General features: G+C 55.7%; 1 protein-coding gene. It reads right to left on the reverse strand.

All coding sequences use genetic code 11. The features are described from left to right. Positions 1 to 348, reverse strand: a 348-nt coding sequence (locus tag JF66_RS19375) for an acyltransferase family protein (RefSeq protein WP_035880521.1), incomplete at its 3' end; no start/stop codon positions are given. Positions 349 to 723 lie beyond the last annotated feature (375 nt).

The following is a 723-nucleotide window of genomic DNA, read 5'->3' on the forward strand; positions in this document are numbered from 1 at the left end:
CGTGTCACTGCCAAAAATTGTGGAATTTGACAGGTAGAGCAAGACATTGCCGGGGAACGGAACTGCATTAATCTGCGCGAAGAAGTTCTCGTGCAGAACGACAACACGTAGCACGAGGGTGACAATGACAACGATCCAGAACTCCGGAAAGATCCTCAGCGCACGATTGGCGTAAAAGGCTCCCTTGCGATTACGGTAAGTGCCATTCAAGACCAGCCCCATGTAAAAACCGGAGATGATGAAAAAGGCTTCCACCGCCACGATGCCGCCCACGCCCGCAAAGGTCGATGGCCACAGCGTTCCCGCGTGCGCCGCGACAACGGCCAATGCAAGGAGGAACCTCAACATTCCCACAGGCATTCTCCCAAAACTCATCTGTGTTAAGACGTCGTCCGAATGTGCGACCCAGTAAACCCTAATGCTCTCCAGACCGAAGTCCCGCTTTTCGGTCGGAAGGTCGCGTGCCCGGGCGGACTCACACCGCCGACGGCAGAAGCGTACGAGACGTCATCTGTTCCAGCGTCGGCACGCTCTGTAGGCTGAACAAACCGCATGTGTGCCATCTGCAGCGACAACAGAAACACAGGGACGTTCACGTGCGTACACCGTTTTTCCCCAATTTTCCCAGGACACATGCGCACACGACTTGGCAGACTGGTCCGAGACCAGCGAATTCGGTTTCTCGCTGTCGGAGCAACCAACACGTTCGTGGGCTATCTCGTC

The organism is Cryobacterium sp. MLB-32 (genome assembly GCF_000738085.1).
In the GTDB taxonomy this organism is placed as follows: domain Bacteria; phylum Actinomycetota; class Actinomycetes; order Actinomycetales; family Microbacteriaceae; genus Cryobacterium.